19 protein-coding genes are annotated in these 22,394 nt (G+C 67.8%); 7 read left to right on the forward strand and 12 right to left on the reverse strand.

What is annotated here, in order from left to right; genetic code table 11:
* Window positions 1–71 precede the first annotated feature (71 nt).
* The gene (locus tag DES41_RS09045; RefSeq protein WP_114467302.1) at window positions 72–1,739 is read right to left on the reverse strand and encodes a cyclic peptide export ABC transporter; all 1,668 of its coding nucleotides are present in this window, start codon (window positions 1,737–1,739) and stop codon (window positions 72–74) included.
* Window positions 1,740–2,119: 380 nt separating this feature from the next.
* Between DES41_RS09045 and groES the strand changes: the two genes are divergently transcribed.
* Both groES and groL read left to right on the forward strand, forming a co-directional pair.
* Window positions 2,120–2,410, forward strand: coding sequence for a co-chaperone GroES (gene groES / locus DES41_RS09050; protein WP_114467303.1), 291 nt, complete (start codon window positions 2,120–2,122; stop codon window positions 2,408–2,410).
* Window positions 2,411–2,457: 47 nt separating this feature from the next.
* Complete coding sequence (gene groL / locus DES41_RS09055) at window positions 2,458–4,107, forward strand: chaperonin GroEL (protein WP_114467304.1); 1,650 nt, start codon at window positions 2,458–2,460, stop codon at window positions 4,105–4,107.
* Between the two features lie 88 nt (window positions 4,108–4,195).
* Here groL and DES41_RS09060 read toward each other — a convergent pair whose 3' ends face one another.
* The 3 genes from DES41_RS09060 to tal are packed head-to-tail and all read right to left on the reverse strand — an operon-like array spanning window position 4,196 to window position 7,423.
* The gene (locus tag DES41_RS09060; protein WP_114467305.1) at window positions 4,196–4,903 is read right to left on the reverse strand and encodes an FHA domain-containing protein; all 708 of its coding nucleotides are present in this window, start codon (window positions 4,901–4,903) and stop codon (window positions 4,196–4,198) included.
* Window positions 4,904–4,911: 8 nt separating this feature from the next.
* Entirely contained in the window at window positions 4,912–6,474 is a 1,563-nt protein-coding gene (gene pgi, locus DES41_RS09065) for a glucose-6-phosphate isomerase (RefSeq protein WP_114467306.1), read from the reverse strand.
* Window position 6,475: 1 nt separating this feature from the next.
* The gene (tal, locus tag DES41_RS09070; protein ID WP_114467307.1) at window positions 6,476–7,423 is read right to left on the reverse strand and encodes a transaldolase; all 948 of its coding nucleotides are present in this window, start codon (window positions 7,421–7,423) and stop codon (window positions 6,476–6,478) included.
* A gap of 158 nt (window positions 7,424–7,581) precedes the next feature.
* On the opposite strand from tal, the gene zwf reads away from it, so the two are divergent.
* The 5 genes from zwf to DES41_RS09095 all read left to right on the forward strand — a co-directional run bounded on the left by zwf (window position 7,582) and on the right by DES41_RS09095 (window position 13,123).
* Window positions 7,582–9,045: a glucose-6-phosphate dehydrogenase gene (gene zwf / locus DES41_RS09075; protein WP_114467308.1), complete on the forward strand. Its 1,464-nt coding sequence runs from the start codon at window positions 7,582–7,584 to the stop codon at window positions 9,043–9,045.
* A gap of 5 nt (window positions 9,046–9,050) precedes the next feature.
* Window positions 9,051–9,899 (forward strand): MurR/RpiR family transcriptional regulator, encoded by an 849-nt coding sequence (locus DES41_RS09080; RefSeq protein ID WP_114467309.1) that lies wholly within the window; start codon window positions 9,051–9,053, stop codon window positions 9,897–9,899.
* 149 nt (window positions 9,900–10,048) lie between these two features.
* The gene (locus DES41_RS09085) at window positions 10,049–11,356 is read left to right on the forward strand and encodes an amidase (RefSeq protein ID WP_245965631.1); all 1,308 of its coding nucleotides are present in this window, start codon (window positions 10,049–10,051) and stop codon (window positions 11,354–11,356) included.
* Window positions 11,353–12,435 carry a Bug family tripartite tricarboxylate transporter substrate binding protein gene (locus DES41_RS09090; protein ID WP_245965632.1) on the forward strand — a complete coding sequence of 361 codons (1,083 nt, stop codon included), beginning with the start codon at window positions 11,353–11,355 and terminating at the stop codon, window positions 12,433–12,435. The genes DES41_RS09085 and DES41_RS09090 overlap by 4 nt, the downstream gene beginning before the upstream one ends.
* 19 nt (window positions 12,436–12,454) lie before the next feature.
* Window positions 12,455–13,123 (forward strand): hypothetical protein, encoded by a 669-nt coding sequence (locus DES41_RS09095; RefSeq protein WP_114467310.1) that lies wholly within the window; start codon window positions 12,455–12,457, stop codon window positions 13,121–13,123.
* Here the strand turns inward: DES41_RS09095 and DES41_RS09100 are convergent.
* The 8 genes from DES41_RS09100 to DES41_RS09135 all read right to left on the reverse strand — a co-directional run bounded on the left by DES41_RS09100 (window position 13,120) and on the right by DES41_RS09135 (window position 22,333).
* The gene (locus DES41_RS09100) at window positions 13,120–14,130 is read right to left on the reverse strand and encodes an ABC transporter ATP-binding protein (RefSeq protein ID WP_114467311.1); all 1,011 of its coding nucleotides are present in this window, start codon (window positions 14,128–14,130) and stop codon (window positions 13,120–13,122) included. The genes DES41_RS09095 and DES41_RS09100 overlap by 4 nt on opposite strands.
* On the reverse strand, window positions 14,127–15,095 hold the full coding sequence (locus tag DES41_RS09105; RefSeq protein WP_114467312.1) for an ABC transporter ATP-binding protein: 969 nt from the start codon (window positions 15,093–15,095) through the stop codon (window positions 14,127–14,129). Before DES41_RS09105 ends, DES41_RS09100 begins: the two co-directional genes overlap by 4 nt.
* Before the next feature lie 33 nt (window positions 15,096–15,128).
* Window positions 15,129–16,055 (reverse strand): ABC transporter permease, encoded by a 927-nt coding sequence (locus DES41_RS09110; protein ID WP_114467313.1) that lies wholly within the window; start codon window positions 16,053–16,055, stop codon window positions 15,129–15,131.
* Window positions 16,055–17,635, reverse strand: a complete 1,581-nt coding sequence (locus DES41_RS09115) for an ABC transporter substrate-binding protein (RefSeq protein ID WP_114467314.1) — start codon at window positions 17,633–17,635, stop codon at window positions 16,055–16,057. The genes DES41_RS09110 and DES41_RS09115 overlap by 1 nt, the downstream gene beginning before the upstream one ends.
* 22 nt (window positions 17,636–17,657) lie before the next feature.
* Window positions 17,658–18,881: a M20 aminoacylase family protein gene (locus tag DES41_RS09120; protein ID WP_114467315.1), complete on the reverse strand. Its 1,224-nt coding sequence runs from the start codon at window positions 18,879–18,881 to the stop codon at window positions 17,658–17,660.
* Window positions 18,881–19,861 (reverse strand): ABC transporter permease, encoded by a 981-nt coding sequence (locus DES41_RS09125; protein ID WP_114467316.1) that lies wholly within the window; start codon window positions 19,859–19,861, stop codon window positions 18,881–18,883. Before DES41_RS09125 ends, DES41_RS09120 begins: the two co-directional genes overlap by 1 nt.
* A gap of 56 nt (window positions 19,862–19,917) precedes the next feature.
* Window positions 19,918–21,495, reverse strand: coding sequence for an ABC transporter substrate-binding protein (locus DES41_RS09130; protein WP_114467317.1), 1,578 nt, complete (start codon window positions 21,493–21,495; stop codon window positions 19,918–19,920).
* Window positions 21,496–21,571: 76 nt separating this feature from the next.
* The gene (locus DES41_RS09135) at window positions 21,572–22,333 is read right to left on the reverse strand and encodes a DUF3047 domain-containing protein (RefSeq protein WP_114467318.1); all 762 of its coding nucleotides are present in this window, start codon (window positions 22,331–22,333) and stop codon (window positions 21,572–21,574) included.
* Window positions 22,334–22,394: the final 61 nt, after the last annotated feature.

The following is a 22,394-nucleotide window of genomic DNA, read 5'->3' on the forward strand; positions in this document are numbered from 1 at the left end:
CACTTTTCGATGGGTTGAGCCATTGGCTGCGCGCGCCTTGGCGGGGGGTGCCCTGAGAGAAACACGGCACCTCATGGCCGCGAGACATCCGTTGGTGCGGCCGGTGCCTCCCGCAGTTGGCCGCCTTCCATCACGAGCACCCGGTCGGCGACTTCGAAGTAGCGGTCGTCGTGCGAGATCACGACCAGCGTGTGGCCCTGCGCGCGCAGCGCGGGCAGGAACTCGCGGTAGAAGCGCTTGCGGAATGCCGGGTCCTGGTCGGCCGCCCACTCATCGAACACCATGACCGGACGGGCCTCGGCGCAGGCGTGCACCATGGCCAGGCGCTTGCGCTGCCCGGTGGACAGGTCGGTGCCGGCCAGGCGGCCATCTTGCACTGTGAGCTTGTGCGCCAGCTCCAGCCGCTCCAGCGCGGCCTGCGCAGCGGCGTCGCGCTCGGCCGCAGGCCTTTCAGTCTCGGGCAGCTCTTCGAACAGATGAAAGTCCGACAGGACTGGCGAGAACAGCTGGCGGTACGCGTCGCGGCCGGCGTCTTCCACGGGCCGGCCGTCCAGTAGCAAGCGGCCCTGCTGAGGGCGGTACAGGCCGGTCAGCAGCTTGAGCAAGGTGGTCTTGCCGGCGCCGTTGTCGCCGACGATGAACAGAAGCTCACCGCGCCGCAGCTGCAGATCCAGCGGGCCGAGAGCGAACGACGCTGCGCCCTCGCTGGCCTCGAAGGCGTAGCGCACGCCCTGCAGTGTGATGCTGTGCAGCAGCTGCGGCGGCTCGTCGCTCACCTGGCCGGGCTCGGGATTGGCGAAGCACGCGCCCAGTTCGTTCACACGGCCCAGCGCGACGCGCGCGCGGGCATAGAACGGCAGAAAGCCAAGCACCTGGTCCAGTGAGCCCTTCATGTACAGCAGCGCCAGCACGAAGCCGCCAGCCACCTCGGACGACAGCTGCCACCAGCGCGCCGCCGCGAACACCAGGGCGACCAGCAAGAAGTACAGCGCCGCACTGGCCTCGAAGGACAGCGCGAACAGGTCGCCGGCCTCGACCTGCGCACGCGCGATGTCGTCGGCGTGGCGCGCGATGCGGCCGTCCAGCAGCTGGCGGCGCCGGCCCCGACTCAAGCGCAACTCCTTGGCGCCATCGCCGAGCGTGCGCCAGGCCTTGTGCAAGGCATCCTCGTCATCGCGCGCGGCCTCGAATCGCAGCATGGCGCGGTCCTGCGCCCAACGCTGCAGCGCCAGCGAAAGCGCCAGCGCACCGAGCACCAGCAGGGCGAGTTGCCACGACAGCCAGGCCAGCCACAGCACGCAGCCCAGGACCACGCTGGCCGCCACCACGGTCATCGGCAGCGACAGGCACAGGCCGCTGACCATGCCCACATCCCCCGTCAGCACGGGCAGGAGGCGGTGCGTGCGGTAGCGTTCCAGGGCATCCAGCGGTGCCGCCAAGATGCGCTGGGCCAGCATCAGTCGCAGCTCGCGGATGATGGTCTGGCCGGTGCGGTTGCTCAGCGCGCTGGCGGTGGCTCGGCCGGCCAGCATGGCCAGACCGAGGCCGACGAAGGCCAGGGCCATCTCGCCCAGCGGGCCGGCCGGGCGGTGCAGGGCCACGTTGATGCGGGCGAGCAGCGCCACCGTCGCGGCGCTGGCACCCACACCGGCCAGTCCGGCCACCGTCAGTGCCAGGGCATGCCGGCGCAGCAGGCCGGCCGGGCCGAGCAACAGGGCAAGGGAAGGGATGTCGCGCATAGGACCGGTCGTCACAAGAACAGGTCCGCGTGGCGTCGGCTGGCGGTGGGCCGCGCATCATAGTGGAGTGCACGAGGCCACCGATGGCTGTGGAGGCGCTGGTTCGAACCTGGCGTCTTCAACGTCGCGGTCCAGGGCGCCGGGTTGTTGGCCGCTTGCTTGCCGCGACGGAGGGCCTGCCAAGTGGCGCAGGGGGCATCGCCCCCTCCTCAGTGGCGTTCCGAACTCGGTTTTTTGCCTCCGCCCCTTGAACCGCCACAATTCCGCCTTATGATTAGCACTCGATGGAGAGGAGTGCTAGCGATGCATCCGATCCACGTTTCCAGCGCGCACCGGTGTGCGCCTGCCCCCTTCCAAGCAAACTTCTTCAGGAGCTGCAATTGAAACTTCGTCCTTTGGCCGATCGCGTGATCGTCAAGCGCATTGAAAGCGAAACCAAGACTGCCTCTGGCATCGTGATCCCCGACAACGCTGCCGAAAAGCCCGATCAAGGCGAAGTCCTGGCCGTTGGCCCGGGCAAGCTGGACGACAACGGCAAGCGCATCGAGCTGTCGATCAAGGTCGGCGACCGCGTGCTGTTCGGCAAGTACTCGGGCCAGACCGTCAAGGTCGATGGCGACGAACTGCTGGTGATGAAGGAAGACGACCTGTTCGCAGTCGTCGAGAAGTAATTTCTCGCCTCGCACCCTCTTACTGAATCGAATCCGGAGAAACTCTCATGGCAGCAAAAGACGTCATTTTCGGCGGTGAAGCCCGCGCCCGTATGGTCGAAGGCGTGAACATCCTGGCCAACGCGGTCAAGGTCACCCTGGGCCCCAAGGGCCGCAACGTGGTGCTGGAGCGCTCGTTCGGCGCCCCCACCGTGACCAAGGACGGCGTGTCCGTGGCCAAGGAAGTCGAGCTGAAGGACAAGCTCCAGAACATGGGCGCCCAGATGGTCAAGGAAGTCGCTTCCAAGACCTCCGACAACGCTGGCGACGGCACCACCACCGCCACCGTGCTGGCCCAGGCCATCGTGCGCGAAGGCATGAAGTACGTGGCCGCCGGCATGAACCCGATGGACCTGAAGCGCGGCATCGACAAGGCGGTCACCGCCCTGATCGCCGAGCTGAAGAAGGCCTCCAAGGCCACCACCACCTCCAAGGAAATCGCGCAAGTCGGCTCCATCTCGGCCAACAGCGACGAATCCATCGGCAAGATCATCGCTGACGCGATGGACAAGGTCGGCAAGGAAGGCGTCATCACCGTCGAAGACGGCAAGAGCCTGGACAACGAGCTGGATGTCGTCGAAGGCATGCAATTCGACCGCGGCTACCTGTCGCCCTACTTCATCAACAACCCGGAAAAGCAAGCCGCGTTGCTGGACAACCCCTTCGTGCTGCTGTTCGACAAGAAGATCAGCAACATCCGCGAACTGCTGCCCACGCTGGAAGCCGTCGCCAAGGCTGGCCGTCCGCTGCTGATCATTGCCGAAGAAGTCGACGGCGAAGCGCTGGCGACCCTGGTGGTCAACACCATCCGCGGCATCCTGAAGGTCGTGGCCGTCAAGGCACCTGGCTTCGGCGACCGCCGCAAGGCCATGCTGGAAGACATCGCCATCCTGACGGGCGGCAAGGTCATCGCTGAAGAAGTCGGCCTGACGCTCGAGAAGGTCACCCTGGCCGACCTGGGCCAAGCCAAGCGCATCGAAGTGGGCAAGGAAAACACCACCATCATCGATGGCGCCGGTGCTGCTGCCGACATCGAAGCCCGCGTCAAGCAAGTGCGCGTTCAGATCGAAGAAGCGACCAGCGACTACGACCGTGAAAAGCTGCAAGAGCGCGTGGCCAAGCTGGCCGGCGGTGTTGCCGTGATCAAGGTCGGCGCTGCCACCGAAGTCGAAATGAAGGAAAAGAAGGCCCGTGTCGAAGACGCACTGCACGCCACCCGTGCTGCCGTCGAAGAAGGCATCGTGGCTGGTGGCGGCGTTGCGCTGCTGCGCGCCAAGCAAGCCGCTGGCACCATCAAGGGCGACAACCCTGACCAGGACGCCGGCATCAAGCTGGTGCTGAAGGCCATCGAAGCGCCCCTGCGCGAGATCGTCTACAACGCCGGTGGCGAAGCCTCCGTCGTCGTCAACGAAGTGCTGAACGGCAAGGGCAACTACGGCTTCAACGCCGCCAACGACACCTATGGCGACATGATCGAGATGGGCATCCTGGACCCGACCAAGGTGACCCGTACGGCTCTGCAGAACGCGGCTTCCGTGTCCTCGCTGATGCTGACGACCGAAGCCATGATTGCCGAAGCACCGAAGGACGACGCTCCTGCCGGTGGCATGCCTGGTGGCATGGGCGGCATGGGTGGCATGGGCGACATGGGCATGTAATGCCTGCCCGGTGCGGCTGCAAAGCCGCACCGCCCAAGAAAAAGCCCCGCGGCGCAAGCTGCGGGGCTTTTTGCATTCCGGGCGCCGCTCAGCCGGCGGGGTTGTCGCGATGCTCTACACGCGCCTGGGCCTGGCTGACGCGGGCCAGCGCTTCCTCGAAGCTCGTGAACCAGGCCTGCTGCGCGGCCGGCGAGCAGTGCGGGATCCAGGTGCGCAGCGTGTCCTCGATGGCACTGCGCATCAACTCGCCGGCCTGCTGGGCCGTGACCGCGGCCGGCAGCGCTGCACATGAGCACCCCATGCCCTGCAACAGGTCGCCTACCGTGCCCTGCGCCGGGCCGGCCTGCGACGACGCACCCATGCCCGATGCGACGAAACCGGCCGAGGAGTCGTCGAACAGGGCCAGGTCGGGCCAGGGCGGCACATGCCGGGACAGCGGCTCGCCGGTCATGTCGTCGAACAAGGCCTCCTCGTCACCGGGCGCCAACTCATGCTCGCCCGCGTCGGACACCAGCAAGGAGAACCGACCGATGCGCAGCACGTCGCCTGCGGCCAGCGCCGCCTCCTCGGCCGTGGCCAGCAGGCCGCCGTTGTGGATGATGGTGTTCAGGCCCATGTTGACCAGCACGAAGCCGGTCGGCCGCCATTCCACGCGTGCATGCAGGCGCGACACCGAACGCTCTGCATCGCTGAGCACCAGGGTGTTCTGGGAGGCCCGGCCCAGCGTGCCGCCCTGCGGGCCGAACACCGCCCCAGGGTCGGCGGCACCTTCGATGGACAAGCGCAGTGCCGGCATGGTGGTCCTCAGCCGCGCAGGCGCTGCAGCAGGCCGGCGGTGGAGGCGTCCAGCCCGCTGGCGTCGCCACTGGCCAGGCGCGGCTCGATGTCCTTGGCCAACACCTTGCCCAGTTCCACGCCCCACTGGTCGAAGCTGTTGATCCCCCAGACGGAGCCGCTGGTGAACACACGGTGCTCCTGCAGTGCGACCAGCGCGCCCAGGCTGCGCGGCGTGAGTTGCTGCAGCAGCAGGAAGCTGCTGGGCCGGTTGCCCGGGAAGTCGCGGTGGCCACCGGCATCGGGCTTGCCCTGCATCAGGGCCTGGGCCTGGGCCAGCGCGTTGGCCAGCAGCGCGCTCTGGTGGCCCGGCAGGCTGTGGGTGGCCTCGCGCACGGCGATGAACTCGACCGGCACCACATCCGTGCCCTGGTGCAGCATCTGGAAGTAGGCGTGTTGGCCATTGGTGCCAGGCTCGCCCCAGAGCACCGGCGAGGTGCCGTAGGGCAGCGCGCCGCCACGGCGGTCCACCCGCTTGCCGTTGCTCTCCATCTCCAGCTGCTGCAGGTAGGCCGGCAAGCGTGCGAGCGCGCTGTGGTAGGGCGCGATGCTGCGGCTCGTGAAGCCCAGGAAGTTGCGGTACCAGACATCCAGCAGGCCCAGCCGCGCCGGCAGGTTGGCCTGCAGCGGCGCTTCGCGGAAATGCCGGTCCATGGCGTGGGCGCCGGCCAGCAGTTCGCGGAAGCGCTCGGCGCCGATGGCGATCGCGATCGGCAGGCCGATCGCGGACCACAGCGAGTAGCGCCCGCCCACCCAGTCCCAGAAGCCGAAGATGTTGGTGATGCCGAAGGCACGCGCAGCCTCGACGTTGCTCGACAGCGCAGCGAAGTGGCGTGCCACGTCGCTTCCGCCCTCGCGCTGGAACCAGGCCAGCGCCGAACGCGCGTTGGCCATGGTCTCGGCGGTGGTGAAGGTTTTGGACGCGATGAGGAACAGGCTGCTTTCGGGCTTGAGGCGGCGCAACACGGCGTCCAGCTCGTGGCCGTCCACATTGCTGACGAAGTGCAGGCGCCGCTCGGGCGCGGCGTAAGCGTCCAGCGCGCGCACCACCATCTGCGGGCCGAGGTCGGAGCCGCCGATGCCGATGTTGACGATGTCGGTGATCTGGCCGTCGGCGCGCACCCGCTCAGCGTAGGCCAGCATGGCGTCCAGCGTTGCGTGCACCTCGGCCAGAGCCGCATCCAGGTCGGGCGTGGCCTGCGGCGTGCCGGCCGGCGCGCGCAGCAAGGTGTGCAGCACGGCGCGCTGCTCGGTGTTGTTGATGCGCTCGCCAGCGAACATGGCGTCGCGGTGCGCCGGCATGCCGGCCTGCTCGGCCAGGTCGAACAGCGCGTTCTCGATGCCGGCGTCGATCCAGTTCTTGGACAGGTCGGCGAACACCTCGGGTGCTTGCTGGCTGAAGCGCGGCACCCGGCCGGGGTCGTCGGCCAACGCAGCGCGCACGTCGTAGCCCGTCTTCAGGGACTGGCTCAGTGCGCGCAGCTGGCCCCAGGCGGGCAGCTGGTCGCAGCGGGGTCGGTCGGCCCAAGCCATTTCAGGCCGCCTGCATGAGCTTTTCGAGCTTGACGGCGTCCACCGCAAACGCGCGGATGCCCTCGGCCAGCTTCTCGGTGGCCATGGCGTCCTCGTTCAGCGCGTAGCGGAAGCCCGCCTCGTCGTACTGCACGGGAGCGAGGTCGAGCTTGCCTGCGGCCTCCGCATCCAGCGCCCGCGTGAGCGGCTCTTCGCTGGCTGCCAGCTTGGCCAGCAGGTCGGGGCTGATGGTGAGCAGGTCGCAACCGGCCAGGGCCGTGATCTGGCCCGTGTTGCGAAAGCTCGCGCCCATCACCTCGGTGGCGATGCCGAAGCGCTTGTAGTACTCGTAGATCTGGCGCACCGAGCGCACGCCCGGGTCGTTGGCGCCGCTGCTGGCAGCCTCGTCCCACGCGCTGCCAGCGGACTTCTTGTACCAGTCGTAGATGCGGCCGACGAAGGGCGAGATCAGCTGCACCTTGGCGGCGCCGCAGGCCACCGCCTGGCAGAACGAGAACAGCAGCGTGAGGTTGGTGCGGATGCCCTTTTTCTCGAGCTCGGCAGCCGCCTGGATTCCTTCCCAGGTGGAAGCCACCTTGATCAGCACGCGCTCCTTGGCGATGCCTTCGGCCGCGTACAGCGCGATCAGGCGCTCCCCGCGCGCCACGGTGGCGGCGGTGTCGAAGCTCAGGCGCGCATCGACTTCGGTCGACACGCGGCCCGGGATGATGGCCAGGATCTCGCAGCCGAAACGCACGAGCAGCCGGTCCATGACCTCGTCCAGCGCCTTGCCGCGAAAGCGCGCCACGGCATCCTTGAGCAGCGGCGCGTAGTCCGGCTGCTGCACGGCCTTGAGGATCAGCGAGGGGTTGGTCGTCGCGTCGGTCGGCTTGTAGGCACCGAGCTGCTTGAAGTCGCCGGTGTCGGCAACGACGGTCGTGAGCGCCTTGAGGGCATCGAGTTGGTTCATGGCGGGTGGCAAGGCTATTGCAAGGGATGGCAAGGTGCGCAAAGGATACGGCAAGCACACACGGGGCCAGGTCAGCGAAGGCCGCATCGCGCAGCGCGAGCAGTATGCCCGACCATGAAACTAAGTTACAGTCCCACCCACCTTTTCATGTAACAACCATGAGCTTCGACCTTGTTCTTTTCGGCGGCACCGGCGATCTGGCCTGGCGCAAGCTGATGCCTGCCCTGTTCCAGTCCTTCCGCCACGGCACCCTGCCGGCCAATGGCCGCATCATCGGCGTGGCCCGCGACGACCTCAGCGACGACGACTACCGCGCGCTGATCGGGTCGCGCTTCGATGCCGTGGAGGGTGACAAGCGCCCCAACGTCGAGGAGTTCAAGCGCTTCGCCGAGCTGCTGCACTACCAGCGCGTGGACCTGTCCAAGCCGCAGGACTTCGCGGCGCTGGCCGACACGCTGCTGGCGCGCGATGCCGATTCGCTCGTGATGTACGTGGCGACCGCGCCTGCTCTCTTCACGCAGGTGGTCGAGCAGATCGCCGCGGCCAAGCTCAACGGGCCCAAGACGCGCGTGGTGCTAGAAAAACCGCTGGGCCACGACCTGGCCTCCAACCGCGCCATCAACCAGGCCGTGGGCAGCGTGCTGGCCGAGAATCAGGTGTTCCGCATCGACCACTACCTGGGCAAGCCCTCGGTGCAGAACCTGTTCGCCATGCGCTTCGGCAATGCGCTGTTCGAGCCGGTCTGGCGCCGCGAGTACATCGCCAACATCCAGATCACCATCGCCGAAGACCTGGGCGTCGAAAAACGCGGCGCCTTCTACGACCAGACCGGCGCGCTGCGCGACATGGTGCAGAACCACGCGCTGCAGCTGGTCTGCGCCATCGCGATGGAGCCGCCCATCAACGCCCACGCCGACGCGATCCGCGACGAGAAGCTCAAGGTGCTGCGCTCGCTCAAGCGCTGGAACCCTGAAACGCTGGGCCTGCACACCGTGCGTGGCCAGTACGCGGCAGGCACCGCGTATGGCGCGCGCGTGCCGGGCTACCTGGAAGAGCCCGGTGTCGATCCGGAAAGCCGCACCGAGACCTTCGTCGCGCTGCGCACCGAGATCGAGAACTGGCGCTGGGCCGGCGTGCCCTTCTATATCCGCACCGGCAAGCGGCTGTCTTCGCGCGATGCGCGCATCGAGGTCAACTTCAAGCCCACGCCGCATGCGATCTACGACACGCCGCAGGGCAGCTTCAACCGGCTGGTCATCAACCTGCAGCCCAAGGACGGGCTGGAGCTGCACCTGATGGCCCAGGGCCAGGGCAGCCGCAAGCGCAGCGGCCGCGCCGAGCAGTTGGCGCCGGTGCAGGCCGACCTGGACTTCGACAAGCGCTTCGGCAGCGAGCGCGTGGGCGCCTACGAACGCCTGCTGCTCGACGTGCTGGACGGCCGGCTCAACCTGTTCGTGCGCAGCGACGAGCAGGAGGCGGCCTGGCGCTGGGTCGAACCCATCCTGGAGTACTGGAAGAACGAGAGCCGCCCGCCGCGCAGCTACGCCGCCGGCACCTGGGGACCGAGCGCGTCCAGCGCCATGATCGCGCGAGACGGCTTCTACTGGAGCGAGGAAGCCTGATCGCCATGCTCGAGCGGATCCGCGCCTGTCTGCCCTCGCTGGCGCCCGCCGAGCAGCGCGTCGCCAAGCTGGTGCTGAACGACCCGCGGGTGTTCGCTTCGCTGCCGGTCGGCGAACTGGCGGAGATGGCCCACGTCAGCAAGCCCACGGTGGTGCGTTTTTGCCGCAGCGTGGGCTACGACGGGCTGGTGGATTTCAAGCTCAAGCTGGCCGGCAGCGTGAGCGAGGGCGTGCCCTTCATCCACCGCTCGGTGGACATGGACGACAAGACCGGCGACGTGATGGTCAAGGTCATCGACAACACCGTGGCGGCCTTCCTCAAGTACCGCAACGATGCGGGCGTCGGCGCCATCGAGAGGGCGGTAACCGTGCTGGCCGCCACGCACGAAACCGGCCGGCGCGTGGAGTTCTACGGCGTGGGCAACTCGGGCATCGTGGCCCAGGACGCGCAGCACAAGTTCTTCCGGCTGGGCGTCAACACCATCAGCTACAGCGACGGCCACATGCAGGTCATGGCGGCCTCGATGCTGCGCGCGGGCGACTGCGTGCTGGTCATCTCCAACTCGGGCCGCACGCGCGACCTCATGGACGCCTGCGACATCGCGCAGCGCAAGGGCGCCACGGTCATCGTGCTGACCGCCAGCGGCTCGCCACTGGCCGTGGCCGGCAACATCCACCTGGCGGCGGACCACCCGGAGGGCTACGACCGCTACAGCCCCATGGTGTCGCGGCTGCTGCACCTCATGGTGATCGACATCCTGGCCACCTGCGTGGCGCTGCGCATCGGCGGCGCGCGCCTGCAGCCGCTGCTGCAGGACATCAAGGACAACCTGCGCAGCAAGCGCTACACCTGAGCGCCCGCCAGCCAAGCGGCTGCAGCGCGGCACATGCTGATAAGGAAGCTGTATCAAGCATGCTCAGAATTGATCAATAGCGGCGCAGGGCATGCCTGCCTACGATGCCCGCCATGAACGCTGACACCCTCCCCCCGCCTTTCCCCCCCTTGGCCGAACTCGCAAGCGCACTGCGCGACGGCACCATCACATCGCAGTCGCTCACGCAGGAATGCCTGCAGCGCATCACGGCCCACGACGGACACTGCAAAAGCTTCCTCGCCGTCTACCCCCAGGAGGCGCTGGCCGCCGCCGCACGCGCCGACGAGGAATTGCGCGCCGGCCACGACCGCGGGCCGCTGCACGGCATCCCGGTGGCGCTGAAGGACCTCGTGGACATCGAAGGCAAGCCGACGACGGCAGGCTCGCCCTTGCTGGCGGGCAACACCGCGCGGCAGGACGCCGCTATCGTGCGGCGCATCGCCGAGGCCGGCGGCATCGTCGTCGGCAAGACGCACCTCGTCCAGTTCGCGCTCGGCGCCTGGGGCACGAACCCGCACATGGGCACGCCGCGCAACCCCTGCGGCCGACCGGACGCGGTGCTGGCGCCAGGTGGCTCCAGCAGCGGCTCGGCGGTGGCCGTGGCGGCGCACCTCGTGCCCTGGGCCGTGGGCTCGGACACCGGTGGCTCCGTCCGCGTGCCGGCCGCGTTCTGCGGCATCGTCGGCTTCAAGCCCACCATCGACGCACTGCCGCGCACGGGCGTCTACGCACTGAGCAAGACGCTGGACAGCCTCGGCCTGCTGGTCAGCTCGGTCGACGACGCCCGCCTGTGCTTTGAGGCACTGGCCGGCGCCCCGGCCGCAACGGCCGCCTCCGGCCGGCGCCTCGGCGTGCTGGAACCGGCCGAGCTGGCAGCGCTGGAACCGGCGTTGGCCCGCAGCCTGGCGGACCTGCTGCGCCGGCTGGAGCGGGCGGGGTGGACCCTGGTGCCGTTCCGGTTCCCGGCCCCGCTGGCCGAGTTCAAGGAGCCGACCAACGCCATCATGATCACCGAGGGCGCCTGGGTGAACGCCCGTTTCCTGGACGATCCCGACGCGCCGATCGACCCGGCCGTGCGCCCACGCCTGGTGGCCGCGCGCGCCACACCGGCCATGGAGTACCTGCAGGCCCAGGCGACGGCTGCGCAATGGCAGCAGCACTTCGCCGCCGAGATGGACCGCCTGGACCTGGCCGCTTTGGCGATGCCGGTCACGGCGATGGCGGCGCCGCGCCTGCAGGACATCGACCACGGCATGGCGCCCGTGCATTTCACGCGGCCCATCAACCTGCTGGCGCTGTGCGGCATCGCGCTGCCGGCCGGTCAGGACGATGAGGACCGGCCGATCGGGCTGCAGCTGGTCGGCCGGGCCGGCGCCGACCATGCGCTGCTGCGCGTGGCCCAAGCCGCAGTGGCCGACCTGGGAGCGCCGCTGTGAACGGCGCCCTCGCCCTTCACCCCGTGCGCCATGGCCTTCGCCGTCGCTTCCGCGATGGCCTGCAGCGCGGGCTGCCCGTGCCGTCGCCCCTTGGCCCGACCAGCACGAAGACCTCTTTCAAACAGCTGCTGTGCGTGCTCTCGCTCGCGCTGTCGGGCCTGGCCGGCGCGACGGACTACCCCGACAAGCCCGTGCGCATCGTCGTGCCCTACCCGCCCGGCGGCGCCTCGGACACCGTGGCACGCTTGGTCGGCCAGCAACTGGCACAGCGCCTCGGCCAGCCTGTGCTGGTCGAGAACAAGCCCGGCGCGACCGAGCAGATCGGTGCTGGCTTCGTCGCCAAGAGCAAGGCGGACGGCTACACGCTGCTGCTTGCGTCCACCGCGGGCCTGTCGGTCAATCCCACGCTCTACAAGGGCCGGCTGGCCTACGACGCGCAGAAGGACTTCGCCCCGCTCGCCATGCTGGTCACGCTGCCCAGCATCGTGATGGTCCACCCCGCGTTGCCGGTGCGCACGTTCGCCGAACTCACGGCCCACCTGCGTGCCGCGCCGAGCGCGGTGAGCTATGCCTCCAGTGGTGCCGGCAATCCCAGCCACCTGGGCATGGAGCTGTACAAGCGCCTCGCGACGCTGGACCTCACGCACGTACCGTACAAGGGCGGGGCGCCGGCGCTGCAGGACCTCATGTCGGGCCAGGTGCAGGTGATGATGGCGATCGGCCCCGAGTCCATGCCCATGGCCACGGTGGGCAAGCTGCGTGCCCTCGCGGTGACGACAGCGAAGCGCTCCCCAGCCTACCCGGGCCTGCCGACCGTTGCGGAAACACCCGGCTTCGCCAACTTCGAACTCCTGCATTGGTTCGGCCTGCTGGCACCCGCCGGCACGCCCACGGCTGTCGTGGCGCAGTTGAACCAGCGCGTCAATGAGATCCTGCACGACCCGGCTGTGAAAGCCCGGTTGACGGAACTGGGCATGGACATCGAAGGCGGCCCTCCGCAGAAGCTGGCGGACACCATGCAGCGCGACCGGCTCAAGTGGGAGAAGGTCATCACCGACGCCAACATCCGCATCGACTGAACAGGCAGGAGCAGACACCATGGTTTTCACTGGAACCGGCATCCTGATCTCGTCGATGGAGGTGCTGCCGCACGAAGACGCGGACTTCAACACCTGGAACGACGTCGAACACATGGCCGAACGCGTGGCAATCCCCGGCTTCCTGGACGGCCGCCGCTACGCATCGGTCGACGCGCCGACGCGCTACCTGCAGATCTACAACACGGTGGATGTGGGCGTGCTGGACGGCCCGGCCTACCGCGCAGCGCTGGCGAACCAGACCGACTGGTCGATGCACCACATCACGCGCTTCATCGGCCCCACACGGGTGGTCGGCCGCCTCGTGCACAGCCGGGGAAGCGTGCGCGGCGTCGCCGTGCTGCTGCTGCGGCTGCGCCCGACCGGCGCGCCCGCCATGCTGCCGGCGCTGGCGGGGCTGCTGAACCTGATGCAGCAACCGGGGGCCGGGTCCATCCACTTCGTGGAAGCCGAGCCGCGGCTGTCGCGCCCCGTCACGGCCGACGACAGCTACGTGGGTGGCCAGGACTGCTATGTGGTGCTCGAATGCACCAGCGTGCCGGCGGCTGAGCGCATCGTGGCCGCACTGCCGCGGCCAGCGCCCGCCTACGGCCAGCTCGTCAGCGCACGCGTGTACCAGTACCGCATGGATGTCAGCGCAGCGGCGCTGGCGGCATCCGCGGGAGCCTAGATCCGGCCCTCTTCCACGGCGTGGCAGGCAACGGTCACGCCGCCGATCTTCTGCATCAGCGGTCGCTCTGCCCTGCAGCGCGCATTGGCGTGGGGGCAGCGTGGGTTGAAGCTGCACCCGGTGGGCGGGTTCAGAGGATTGGGCACCTCGCCCTGCACCGGCGTGCGGGCGCGGCCGGTGTCGTGCATCTTGGGGATCGCATCGAGCAGCATGCGCGTGTAGGGGTGGCGCGGCTCGGCGAACAGGCTCTGCTTGTCGGCCAGCTCCACGAGGCGGCCGAGGTACATCACGCCCACCTCGTCGCTCACATGGCGCACCACCGCGAGGTTGTGCGAGATGAACAGGTAGGTCAGGCCGCGCTCGCGCTGCAGCGTCTTCATGATGTTGAGCACCTGGGCCTGCACGCTCACATCGAGCGCCGAGGTCGGCTCGTCGCAGACCAGGAAGTCGGGCTGGGTGGCCAGGGCGCGCGCGATCGAAATGCGTTGGCGCTGGCCGCCCGAGAACTGGTGCGGGTACTTGGCCATGTCCAGCGGCGACAGGCCGACGGACTGCAGCAATTCGCCCACGCGGGTACGGCGGCCTTCCCTGTCGTGGATCAGCCCGTGCTCGAGCAGTGGCTCGGCAATGATGTCCTCGACCACCCAGCGCGGGTTCAGGCTCGCGTAGGGGTCCTGGAAGATCATCTGGATGCGCCGGCGCAGCGCCGCGCCTTCGCTGCCGGCGCGTCCCTCGGACGCCTTGAACGCGGCCTGCGCATCTTGTCCGTCGAAGGTGAGCCCACCGCGTGTGGGTGCGTACAGGCCGACCAGCAGGCGCGCGACAGTGCTCTTGCCACAGCCGGACTCGCCCACCAGGGCCAGCGTCTTGCCCTTCTCGATCGAGAAGCTCACACCGTCGACCGCATGCAGCAAAGCCCTGGGCTTGCGCTCGATCACGCGGTTGAGCCACGGCGGCGAGACGTCGAAGACCTTGGCCAGGTCGTGCGCCTGGACCAGCGCGCTCATCGTGCGCCCCCGGCGTGCAGCCAGCAGGCCGCGCGGCTGGCACCGGCGTCCATGAGCTCGGGGCGATCCACCTTGCAACGGTCGAACACCTTGGGGCAGCGCGGATTGAAGGCGCAACCCTGCGGTATGGCGTTGAGCCGCGGCATGGAGCCATCGATCTGGTTGAGCATCTCGCGGTCGACGGTGATGTCCGGGATGGCGGCCATGAGGCCGTCGGAGTAGGGATGGGCCGGGTGGTTGATGACAGCGTGCACGGGGCCGATCTCGGCGATGCGGCCGGCATACATCACGGCCACGCGGTCGCAGGTCTCGGCGATCACGCCCATGTCGTGCGTGATCAGCATCACGGCCGCGCCGTGCTGCTGGCACACGCGCTTGAGCAGCTGGATGATCTGCGCCTGGATCGACACGTCCAGCGCCGTGGTGGGTTCGTCGGCCACGATGAGCTTGGGCTCGGCCGCCAGCGCCAGCGCAATCACCACGCGCTGGCGCATGCCGCCAGAGAATTGGTGCGGGTAGTGGTCGATGCGCTGCTCGGCCGCCGGAATGCCGGTGTCCTGCAGCAGGCCGATGGCGCGCTTGCGTGCTTCGGCCGCGCTCACCGGCAGGTGCGCCAGGATGGTCTCGGTGAGCTGGCGGCCGACCGAGTACAGCGGGTTCAACGAGGTCAGCGGGTCCTGGAAGATGGCGCCGATGCGCCGGCCGCGGATGCGGCGCATGGCATCGTGGTCCAGGTTGTCGATGCGCTGGCCTTCCAGCAGGATCTGCCCGCTGGCGATGCGTCCCGGCGGCTCCAGCAGGCCGATGATGGACGCGCCGGTCAGCGACTTCCCCGCGCCGGACTCGCCCACCACGCCGAGGATTTCGCCGGGAGCGATGGAGAAGGAGATGTCGTCCAGCGCGCGCAGCGTGCCGCGCCGGCTGGGGAATTCGACGACCAGGTTCTGGACTTCTAGCAGGGACATGGAGGCTGGCTTGTGGCTGGCAATGTGCGCAGGTCAGCGCAGGCGGGGATTGAGCGCGTCGCGCAGCCAATCGCCCAGAAGGTTCACGCTGAGCGCGATCAGCACCAGCATCAACCCGGGAAACAGCGTGATCCACCATTCGCCGGAGAACAGGTAGTCGTTGCCCACACGGATCAGCGTGCCCAGCGAAGGCGACGTAGGCGGTGCCCCCACGCCCAGGAACGACAGCGTGGCCTCGGTGATGATGGCCGTGGCCACCTGGATGGTGGCCAGCACCATGACGGGGCCCGTCACATTGGGCAGAACATGGCGGCGCATGATGCGCAGCGGCGAAACGCCGGTCACGCGGGCGGCCTGCACATACTCCTTGTTGCGCTCCACCAGCGTGGAACCGCGCACGGTGCGCGCGTACTGCACCCAGCCGGTCAGCGAGATCGAGATGATCAGCACGCCGAAGGCCAGGCCTTCGTGGGCATTGGGAAACAGCGCGCGGCCGACGCCGGCGATCAGCAGGGCCACGAGGATGGCCGGGAACGACAACATCACGTCGCACAGGCGCATCAGCGCAGCATCGATCCAGCCGCCCTTGAAACCCGCGAGCAGGCCCAGGCTCACGCCGACCAGGAGCGACAACACCACCGAAGCCAGGCCCACCACCAGCGAGATGCGTGCGCCATACATCAGGGCCGACAGGATGTCGCGGCCCTGGTCGTCCGTGCCCAGCAGGTACTTGGAGGTGCCCTCGGCCTGCCAGGCCGGCGGCAGCCGTGCGTCGCTGAGCTCCAGCGTTGCCAGGTCGAACGGGTTGTGCGGCGCGACCCAAGGCGCGAAGAAGGCGCAGAAGATGCACACCAGCGCCACGGCGCCCGCGACGACCGCCGTGGGCGAGGTGCGGAAACTGTGGCCGACATCGCTGTCCCAGGCACGGTGGAACCAGCCGCCGCGTGTTGCCGCCTGCATCACTTGCCGACCTGAATGAACTTCCAGGGCATGAAGTTGTCCGGCAGCTGCACCACCGTGACGCCCTTGCGCACGGCCCAGTTCAGGGTTTGCTGGTGCAGCGGGATGTGGCCGATGTCGTCCTGGTGCATCTTCATGGCCTCGTGGATCATGGCCATGCGCTTGGTGTCGTCGACCTCCGAGGCGATCTGGTCGGTCAGCGCGTCGAGCTTGGGATTGCTGTAGGCGCCCAGGTTGAACTGGCCGCGGCCACCCTCGCCCGGCGTGCCCATGATGGGGAAGAGCACGTTGTGCACGTCCACCGTGCTGGCCACCCAGCCCAGCATATAGAAGCTGGTGTTGCGGCTCAGGATCTTCTGGAAGTAGGTGGCCTTGGTTTCGGCTTCCAGGTTGATCTTCACGCCGATGCGCGCCAAGCTGGCTGCGACCGCCTGGCAGATGTCGCTGTCGTTCACGTAGCGGTCGTTCGGGCAGTTCATCTTGACTTCGAAGCCGTTCGGGTAGCCGGCTTCGGCCATCAGCTTCTTGGCGGCTTCGGTGTCATAGGGCAGGCGCTTGTCCAGGTCCTTGGCGTAGCCGCGCACCTGCGGCGGAATCATCAAGCCCACCGGAATGGCCGAGTTGCGCATCACGCGCGTGCGGATCGTCTCGATGTCGATGGCCTGGTAGAAGGCCTGGCGCACACGCTTGTCCTTGAACGGGTTCTTGCCCTTGATGTTGGAGAAGAGCAGTTCGTCGCGCTTCTGGTCCATGCCCAGGAAGATGACGCGCAATTCGGGGCCCTGCAACACATTGGCCTTGCCGTCGCGCTTGATGCGCTCGACATCCTGCACCGGCACCGGCTCCATCACGTCGACCTCGCCGGACAGCAGGGCCGCCACGCGCGTGGCGTCGTTGCCCACCACGTTGAAGACCACCTCGTCGACATTGCTGTCGAGCTTGCCCCAGTAGTTGGGACTGCGCGTGAACACCGAGCGCACATTGGGCTGGCGCTCGCGCGCGCGGAACGGGCCGGTGCCGTTGGTGCGGAACGAGGCGGCGTTCTCGATGCCCTTGCGCCGGTCCACCGGGCGCACGGCCTGGTTGGCCTCGCACCACTTCTTGCTCATGATGTACCAGTTGGTGATGAGGTCGGGCAGGATCGGGAACGGCATCGTCGTCACCACGTCGATGGTGTGGTCGTCGATCTTGTTGATCTGCTTGATCTGGCCCACGTAGCTCTTGACGTCCGAGCCTTCGCCGCGCGCACGGTCGTAGCTGAAGATCACGTCATCGGCCGTGAACGGCGTGCCGTCGTGGAACTGCACGTTCTTGCGCAGGTTGAAGCGCCAGACTGTGGGCGCCGTCTGCTTCCAGTCGGTGGCCAGCGCGGCAGTGAGCTTGAAGTCGGCACCGCGCGTGACCAGCGGCTCGTAGACGTTGCCGGTCACCGTGAGTTGCAGCGACTCCTGCAGCGAATGCGGGTCGAGCGAGGTGGCGTCGCCCTGGTTGGCGATGCGCAGCGTGACGGCCTGCGCCGAAAGGCACGCGGCCAGCAGCAGGGAAGCAGTCAGTGCAGCGAGGCGGGGCTTGGTGGGCATGGCTTGGGCTCCGGTGAAAGACTCAGGTGGGGTTGGACGCGGGCAGCGGCATGCCTTGCTCGACGAGCCCGGCATGCAGCGCCGCACCCAGGGGCAGGATGTCGTCGTTGAAGTCGTAGCGGCTGTTGTGCAGGTAGCACCCGTCCGGCGCACCCTGCCCGATGCGCAGGTAGGCACCCGGCCTGGCCTGCAGCATGAAGGAGAAGTCCTCGGCCCCCATGCTCGGCTCCATGTCGCGCACCAGGCGCTCAGGGCCGACGAGGCGCTCGGCCACGTCCCCAGCGAACAAGGCCTGCGCGCGGTGGTTGATGGTGGCCGGGTAAATGCGCTCGAACCGCACCTCCGCCTGGGCGCCGAAGCCCTGGGCAACTGCGGTGCACAGTTCGGACAGGCGCCGCTCCACGAGCGCCTGCACGGCGGCATCGAAGGTGCGCACGGTGCCGACCAGCGTGGCCTCTCCGGGCACCACGCTCATGGCGCCGAGATCGCCTGCCTGCATGGCGCACAGGCTCAGCACCGCGGCATCGACGGGCCGGGTATTGCGCGAGACGATGCTTTGCGCCGCCGTGATGATGTGGGCGGCGACCAGCACCGGGTCCACCGTCTGGTAGGGGTGGGCGCCATGGCCGCCCTTGCCGATCACGCGGATCGTCACGCGGTCGGCCGCCGCCATCATGGCGCCGCTGTTCAGGCCGATGGTGCCGGGCGCCATGGCGGGCCAGTTGTGCATGGCGAACACGGACTGCACGGGGAAGCGGTCGAACAGGCCGTCCTCCAGCATGGCGCGCGCGCCGGCAAAACCTTCTTCGCCCGGCTGGAAGATCAGCACGGCCGTGCCGTCGAAGTTGCGCGTCTCGGCCAGGTAGCGCGCCGCACCGACCAGCATGGCGGTGTGGCCGTCGTGGCCGCAGCCGTGCATGAGGCCGCTGCGCGCGGAGCGCCAGTCGCGTTCGCCCTGCTCCGCCATCGGCAGCGCGTCCATGTCGGCGCGCAGGCCCAGCAGGCGCCCGCTGGCGGTGCTGCGCCCGCGCACCAGGCCCACCACCCCCGTCTTGGCGATGCCGGTGTGGACCTCGTCCACGCCGCACAGCCGCAGCGCGTCGGCCACACGGGCCGCCGTGTAGACCTCCTCGAAGCCCAGCTCGGGATGCGCATGCAGGTCGCGCCGCAACGCCGTGAGCTCGGGGTGGAACTGCGCAATGTGGGCGAATGCACGCCCGCCCGCACGCAACACGGATGCCTGCATCAATGTCCCCCCGACTTGCCGAGGCGCAACCGCGGGTCGACCGCGAAGTACAGCAGGTCGACGACGAGGTTGATGGTCACGAAGATCAGCGCGATCAGGCACAGGTAGGCCGCCATGACCGGGATGTCCGCGAAGGTCACGGCCTGGATGAACAGCAGGCCCATGCCGGGCCACTGGAACACCGTCTCGGTGATGATGGAGAACGCGATCAGCGTGCCCAGCTGCAGGCCGGTGATGGTGATCACCGGCACCAGCGTGTTCTTGAGCGCATGGCCGAAGTGGATGGCACGGTCCGACAAGCCGCGCGCCCGCGCGAACTTGATGTAGTCCGTGCGCAGCACCTCCAGCATCTCGGCACGCACCAGCCGCAGGATCAGCGTGAGCTGGAAGATCGCCAGCGTGATGGCCGGCAGCATGATGTGGTGCCAACCCTTGGGCGTCAGCAGGCCGGTGCTCCACCAGCCCAGCTGCACCGTCTCGCCGCGCCCGAAGCTCGGGAACCAGCCCAGCCAGACCGCGAACACCAGGATCAGCAGGATGCCGATCAGGAAGGTCGGCAGCGACACGCCCAGCAGCGACAGCGTCATCAGCACCTGGCTCATGAAACTGCCGCGGCGCAGCGCGGCGTAAACGCCGGCGGGCACGCCGACGAGCAGCGCGATCAGCGCGGCGACCAGCGCCAATTCCAGCGTGGCCGGGAAGCGCTCGGCGATCAGCCGCGACACCTTCGCCCCTTGGCGCAGCGACAGGCCGAACTCGCCCTGCGCCGCGTTGTAGAGGAAGTGCCAGAACTGCACGATGAACGGGCGGTCCAGGCCCAGAGCCTCACGCAGTTCGCGGATCTGCTCGGGCGTGGCGTCCTGCCCGAGCAGGAATACCACCGGATCGCCGACATACTGGAACAGCAGAAAGGCGATGAAGGCCACGGCCACCATCACCACCACGGCCTGCAGCAGCCGGCGCAGGATGAATGCAAACATCGGTTGAGGCTCCAGGAGCCCGGCGGCGCACCTTGCGCGCCGTCAGGCCCGCAAGATCAGTTGACCTTGATCAGGCGCCAGTCGAGGCGGTTGTCGGCGCGGTGCACGACCTCGATGTTCTTCTTCATGGCCCAGGGGATGACCTGGTTGTACAGGGGCAGGTGCGAGACATCTTCGTGCGAGAGGATCAGGGCCTTCTCGATGAGCTCGTTGCGGTTCTTGAGATCGGTCTCGACCTTGACACGCTCGATGAGCGCATCCATCTGCGGGTTGGAATAGCGGCCCACGTTGTAGTTGCCGTCGCCGCCAGCACCGACCGAGCGCACCAGCGATTGCAGGCTGTACAGCGCATCGAAGGTCGGCACGCCCCAGCCCAGCATGTAGATGCTGGCCTCGTAGCGCTGGATCATCGGGAAGTAGGTGACCAGCGGCAGGGTGCGCAGCTTGGCCTTCACGCCCACGCGTGCCCACATGGCCGTGATGGCCTGGCAGACCGCCTCGTCGTTGATGTAGCGGTTGTTGGGACACGCGAAGTCGACCTCGAAGCCCTGCGGGTAGCCGGCATCGGCCAACAGCTTCTGCGCCGCCTTGGCATCGTAGGGCCAGCGCGCGTCGGCCTTCTTGGTCCAGCCGTTGACCTGCGGCGAGACCAGCGTGCCGGTGCTCTCCCCCAGGCCGCGCAGCGTCACGCGCTGGATGGCGCTGATGTCGATGGCCTGGTACAGCGCCTTGCGCACGCGCAGGTCCTTGAGCGGGTTCTTGCCCTTGACGCTGGAGCCGACCAGTTCGTCGCGGAACTGGTCCATGCCCAGGAACAGGGTGCGGTTCTCCACGCCGTCCATGACCTTCATCTCGGCATTGCTGCGCAGCCGACCCAAGTCCTGCGGGCTGGGATCGAGCACGAAATCGGTCTCGCCGGACAGGAGCGCCGCCAGCCGCGTGGCCTGCGCCTTGATCGGGGTATAGACGATCTCCGTCACGTTGCCCGAGTTCTTGCCCCAGTAGTGCGGGTTGGCCACCAGCACCATGCGCTGGTCGGGCTGCCACTCCTTGAGCATGTAGGGGCCGGTGCCCATGGCATTGCGGTGCGCGAAGGTCTCGTCCTGCGTCTTGATGTCCTTGGGCTCGACGGACTTGTTCTTCTCGGCCCAGGCCTTGCTCATGATGCGCAGCTCGGTCAGCTGGTTGATCAGCGTGGGCGTGGGTGCCTTGAGCATCACGTCGACCGTGTTGTCGTCGACCTTGACCACCTTGTCGATGCCCTGTGCGTAGACCGCGTAGTTGGAAGTCTTGGCCATGGCGCGCGTGAGCGAGAACACCACGTCGTCCGCGGAGAAGGGCGAGCCGTCGCTGAACTTCACGCCCTTGCGCAAGGAGAAGCGCACCTGCGTGGGACTGACCTGCTTCCATTCGGTGGCCAGCTGCGCATCGGGCTTGAAGGTCTTGCTGTTGTAGTAGACCAGCGAGTCGTACATGGAGGCATGCACGCCGTTGCCCAGCGCGTTGTTCTGCGAGTGGATGTCCATCGTGGGAATGTCGCTGGCACTGGACCATTTGAAGGTCTTGGCCTGCACGGCAGTCCCGAGGGTCAAAGCGACGAATGCACCGGTACAGAACAAGGCAATTTTTTGCATGGGCAGACTCTCAAAAAAGGAGATTCCACTATGCAACAAGCGGGCCAGGCCGGGCAGCCGGAGTTTCCCCATGCGCTCAGGGAGCGGCTGCCATTGTCTGGTGCAGGTTCAGCGGGCCATACCACGCCCGTGCATGGCCACCGGTGTTGTCGGAGTCCGTCATGATGCCCACGGCGACCAGCGCACCCGGCTCTTCACCGAAGGCCCGGATGAAATCGGCACGCACATCGCGTTGGTAATCGCGCCACACACCCAGGCTGCCGGGACCGGACTCCACCACGATCTTGCGGATCCGGTCGGTGCGCGGATTCAGCACCACGGTGCCTGGCGGGCGGGTGTTGCACCATACGTACATCAGCGTGGCATAAGGCATCTCCTCCCCGGTCAGGGCACGCGCCAGTTCGGAGAGCATCGCGTTCTTGGCAGAGAAGCGGCTGCGGTCGCCTTCGAAGGCCAACACCAGCCGGACGGGCGCATCGTCGGCATCGCGGACGGCCATGTCGGCCCCGGGGATCAGGGCCGGAACTTTCCAGGAGAACGACAACTTGCCCAATTCAGCAGCCGGCACATGCAGCTGCTTGCGCACCATGCTGGCGGAGGCGTCGGCAGTCACAGCCATGGCCGCGCGGCCGTCCACTTGCACGGCGTCGAACCGCGTCGTGCGCTTGCCTGGCAAGGGCAGGTGCTGCCATGGCTTGCCCTGTGCTTGCGGCAATGACGCCTTGCCCCAGGGCGTCTCGGCGATGGACGCCGCGGTGTTCGGTGCGTCTTTGTCCGTGCGCCAGGATGCGCAACCCGCCAATTGAAAGGCAAACAGGGCCACGAGCACGAAGCGCATCAATCCGGATCCCCTCAAAAGCAGCACGCACGAAAAAGCCGCCGGTCTTGCGACGCGGCGG

The organism is Pseudorhodoferax soli, from assembly GCF_003337555.1.
In the GTDB taxonomy this organism is placed as follows: Bacteria; Pseudomonadota; Gammaproteobacteria; order Burkholderiales; family Burkholderiaceae_C; genus Pseudorhodoferax; species Pseudorhodoferax soli.

Coding starts and splice junctions, on each gene's coding strand:
- DES41_RS09045 (WP_114467302.1), bottom strand. CDS start 1,739: ATGCGCGACATCCCTTCCCTTGCCCTGTTGCTCGGCCCGGCCGGCCTG.
- groL (WP_114467304.1), top strand. CDS start 2,458: ATGGCAGCAAAAGACGTCATTTTCGGCGGTGAAGCCCGCGCCCGTATG.
- DES41_RS09060 (WP_114467305.1), bottom strand. CDS start 4,903: ATGCCGGCACTGCGCTTGTCCATCGAAGGTGCCGCCGACCCTGGGGCG.
- pgi (WP_114467306.1), bottom strand. CDS start 6,474: ATGGCTTGGGCCGACCGACCCCGCTGCGACCAGCTGCCCGCCTGGGGC.
- tal (WP_114467307.1), bottom strand. CDS start 7,423: ATGAACCAACTCGATGCCCTCAAGGCGCTCACGACCGTCGTTGCCGAC.
- zwf (WP_114467308.1), top strand. CDS start 7,582: ATGAGCTTCGACCTTGTTCTTTTCGGCGGCACCGGCGATCTGGCCTGG.
- DES41_RS09080 (WP_114467309.1), top strand. CDS start 9,051: ATGCTCGAGCGGATCCGCGCCTGTCTGCCCTCGCTGGCGCCCGCCGAG.
- DES41_RS09095 (WP_114467310.1), top strand. CDS start 12,455: ATGGTTTTCACTGGAACCGGCATCCTGATCTCGTCGATGGAGGTGCTG.
- DES41_RS09100 (WP_114467311.1), bottom strand. CDS start 14,130: ATGAGCGCGCTGGTCCAGGCGCACGACCTGGCCAAGGTCTTCGACGTC.
- DES41_RS09105 (WP_114467312.1), bottom strand. CDS start 15,095: ATGTCCCTGCTAGAAGTCCAGAACCTGGTCGTCGAATTCCCCAGCCGG.
- DES41_RS09110 (WP_114467313.1), bottom strand. CDS start 16,055: ATGCAGGCGGCAACACGCGGCGGCTGGTTCCACCGTGCCTGGGACAGC.
- DES41_RS09115 (WP_114467314.1), bottom strand. CDS start 17,635: ATGCCCACCAAGCCCCGCCTCGCTGCACTGACTGCTTCCCTGCTGCTG.
- DES41_RS09120 (WP_114467315.1), bottom strand. CDS start 18,881: ATGCAGGCATCCGTGTTGCGTGCGGGCGGGCGTGCATTCGCCCACATT.
- DES41_RS09125 (WP_114467316.1), bottom strand. CDS start 19,861: ATGTTTGCATTCATCCTGCGCCGGCTGCTGCAGGCCGTGGTGGTGATG.
- DES41_RS09130 (WP_114467317.1), bottom strand. CDS start 21,495: ATGCAAAAAATTGCCTTGTTCTGTACCGGTGCATTCGTCGCTTTGACC.
- DES41_RS09135 (WP_114467318.1), bottom strand. CDS start 22,333: ATGCGCTTCGTGCTCGTGGCCCTGTTTGCCTTTCAATTGGCGGGTTGC.